The organism is Kineococcus indalonis, from assembly GCF_009906395.1.
GTDB lineage: Bacteria > Actinomycetota > Actinomycetes > Actinomycetales > Kineococcaceae > Kineococcus > Kineococcus indalonis.
In genome coordinates, this window is sequence record NZ_JAAALM010000450.1 from 1 (window position 1) to 3386 (window position 3386).

Consider the following 3386-nt stretch of genomic DNA (forward strand, 5'->3'; position numbering starts at 1 on the left):
ACCCTGCCCGGCGTCACCGTGTTCGACCCCAGCATGCCGGTCGAGCAGATCCAGGCGACCGTGGACGCCGTCAACGCCCAGCAGATCGACGCCGAGATGGGCACCGGCCGGCACGCGCTGCTGTTCAAGCCCGGCACCTACGGCACCGACGAGAAACCCCTGCAGTTCCGCGTCGGGTACTACACGGAGGTCGCCGGCCTGGGCGCTTCCCCGTCCGACGTCACCATCAACGGCAAGGTCGAGGTCTACAACCGCTGCCTGGAGGACGACGGCACCAGCAACTGCCTGGCGCTGGTGAACTTCTGGCGCACCCTGTCCAACCTCACCATCGACGTCAACGGCGCCGGGCAGGACGGCTGCCGCGCCGGGGCGAACTTCTGGGCGGTCTCCCAGGCCGTCTCGGTGCGCCGCGTCGACGTGCGCGACGGCACGTTCTCCCTCATGGACTACTGCACCGCCGGCCCGCAGTACGCCAGCGGCGGCTACATCGCCGACTCCCGCGCGGGTGTCGTCACCAACGGCTCGCAGCAGCAGTGGTACACCCGCAACAGCGAGCTCGACCAGTGGAGCAACGCCGTCTGGAACCAGGTGTTCTCCGGCGTCGAGGGCGCCCCCGACGACAGCGGGTACCCCGACCCGCCCTACACCACCTTCGAGACCACCCCCGTCAGCCGCGAGAAGCCCTACCTGTTCGTCGACCGCCACGACCGCTACCAGGTCCGCGTGCCCTCCGCGCAGCGCGACACCCGCGGCGTCTCCTGGGACGAGGGCACCACCGCCGGGCGCACCCTGCCGCTGTCCGACTTCTACGTCGCCACCCCGTCCTCGCCCGTGCAGCGCATCAACGCCGAGCTCGCCCGCGGCAAGAACCTGCTGCTCACCCCCGGCGTGTACGACGTCGACCGCAGCATCGCCGTCAAGCGCGCCGGGACCGTCGTCCTCGGCCTCGGGCACGCCACCCTCACCTCCGTCGGCGGCGCCGTCCCGCTCACCGTCGCCGACGTCCCCGGCGTCGTCGTGGCCGGGGTGACCATCGACGCCGGCACCGTGGAGTCCCCCGCCCTGCTGCGGGTGGGCGAGCAGCGCGGCCGCGGCTCCGAGCGCGACGGGCACCCGCAGCACGGCCGCCCCGGCCGCGCGGTGGACCCCACCACCCTGTCGGACGTGTACTTCCGCGTCGGCGGCCCGCACGTCGGGCGCACCCGCACCGCCCTGGAGGTCAACAGCGACGATGTGCTCATCGACCACACCTGGGTGTGGCGCGCCGACCACGGCGTTGAGGGCTTCTCCGGGGACACCGAGCGCTGGCGCACCAACACCGCCCGCAACGGCGTCGTCGTCAACGGCGACCGCGTCACCGCCACCGGCCTGTTCGTCGAGCACTTCCAGCAGTACAACACCGTCTGGAACGGCGAGGACGGCACCACGATCCTCTACCAGAACGAGCTGCCCTACGACCCGCCCACCCAGGCCGACTGGAGCCACGACGGCGTCGAGGGCTGGGCCGGGTACAAGGTCGCCGACCACGTGCAGCGGCACAGCCTCAGCGGCGGCGGCGTGTACGTCTTCAACCAGAACAACCCCGGCATCCACACCGAGAACGGGTTCGAGGTGCCGCAGCGCCCCGGCGTGCGCCTGCACCACGTGATGACGGTGAACCTCGCCGCCGGCACCATCGACCACGTCGTCAACGGCGTCGGCGAGGCGGCCGACACCTCCCGGACCGGGCAGCCGGTCCACGTGGCCGACTACCCCGGCTGACCCTCGGCGCGGTGACCCCGGCACCCCGCCGGGGCCACCGCCTCACAACCAGCCGCGCCGCTTGAACAGGTGGTACAGCACGAAGCAGGTGCCGAACATCAGCGCCAGCGCCAGCGGGTACCCGTACGTCCAGTCCAGCTCCGGCATGTGCGAGAAGTTCATGCCGTAGACGCCCGCCACCACGGTCGGGGCGAAGAGGATCGCCGCCCACGAGGAGATCTTCTTGACCTCCTCGCTCTGCGCGTAGCTGGCCTCCGTCAGCGAGCGCATCTCCTCGTTCTGCCGCTGCGCCACCAGGGTCGAGTTCACCGTGAGGATGTCGCGCAGCTGGCTGCGGAAGTTCTCGATGCGCTCGGCGGCCACGGTCACGTGGTCGGCGACGTCGCGCAGGTAGCGCTGCAGCTCCTCGTCCACCCGGTACTTCTCGAACCCGTGCGTCAGCCCTTGCAGCACCGCCCCCAGCGGCACCACCGCCCGCTGGAAGTTCGCCACCTCCCGGGACAGCTCGTAGATGCGCCGGGACACCTTCGGGTCGCCGTCGAAGACCTGCACCTCGATCTCGTCGATGTCGTTCTCCAGCCCGCGCAGCACCGGCGCGTAGCCGTCGACGACGGCGTCGAGGATCGCGTACAGCACCGCCTCGGTGCCCAGCGCGAGCATCTCCGGGTCGCGCTCCATGCGGCGGCGCACCTGCGCCAGGTCCGGGGACTCCGCGTGCCGCACCGTCACCACGAAGTCCGGGCCGATGAACAGGTGCAGCTCGCCGAACTCCACCTCCTCGGCGGCGTCGTCGTAGCGCGCCGCGCGCAGCACCACGAACAGCGTGTCGCCGTAGCGCTCCAGCTTCGGGCGCTGGTGCGCCACGATCGCGTCCTCCACGGCCAGCTCGTGCAGCCCGAACTCCCGCGCCAGCGAGCCCAGCTCCGTGGCCGAGGGCCGGTACAGCCCGATCCACGCGATGCGCGCCTCGTCCTCGTGCAGGCAGCGGTAGGTGTCGGCCAGCGTGCCCGGCGAGGCGACGCGCGCGCCGCGCTCGTACACCCCGGAGTCCACCATGCTGCTGCGCCCCAGCGGGGCGGAGGGGATCGCGCCGTCCTGGGCGAGGTTGCGCGTGGACGGGACCGCACCTCGGCGCCCCAGGGACGACAGCGGGACGCGGCGCCTGGCCATGACAGCACCTCCGGGCTCGGCGGGACAGGGGCACCCCATCATCCCCCCTGCGCGGCGCCCGGTCCCGCGGCGCCCGGTCCCGCGGCGCCCGGCCCCGCGGCGCCCGGTCCGCCGCGCCCCGGCTCAGGCCCGCTCGACGTGCGCGCGCACCAGCGTGCCGTCCTCGCTCGTCCAGCCCCTCGACGTCGCGTACGACACCATCCCGGCGAAGCCCTCCAGCCACCCCGGCGCGTCCGGCCCTTGCGCGCGCAACCAGCTCAGCCGCAACCAGGCGTGCTCACCGCCGGCGTCCAGGTGACCGGCCCCCGCGTCGCGCAGCGCCCCGTCCACCGCGTCGGCCGGGGCGTCGGCGGCCACCGTCGCGGACAGCCGCGCCAGGTCCTCCACGCCCCGCGCCGCGACCCGGGCGCCGCCGCCCTCCTCGTGCCGCACCTCGACGTCCACCGCACCCCTCC

3 protein-coding genes are annotated in these 3386 nt (G+C 73.0%); 1 reads left to right on the forward strand and 2 read right to left on the reverse strand.

Annotation, left to right across the window (positions count from 1 at the left end):
• On the forward strand, positions 1-1761 hold a 1761-nt coding region (locus GTR00_RS17250; RefSeq protein ID WP_166612819.1), incomplete at its 5' end, for an adenylyl cyclase.
• Positions 1762-1803: 42 nt separating this feature from the next.
• Here the strand turns inward: GTR00_RS17250 and corA are convergent.
• Both corA and GTR00_RS17260 read right to left on the reverse strand, forming a co-directional pair.
• The gene (gene corA, locus GTR00_RS17255; RefSeq protein ID WP_166612820.1) at positions 1804-2931 is read right to left on the reverse strand and encodes a magnesium/cobalt transporter CorA; all 1128 of its coding nucleotides are present in this window, start codon (positions 2929-2931) and stop codon (positions 1804-1806) included.
• A 123-nt stretch (positions 2932-3054) separates the two neighbouring features.
• On the reverse strand, positions 3055-3386 hold a 332-nt coding region (locus GTR00_RS17260), incomplete at its 5' end, for a hypothetical protein (protein ID WP_205706054.1).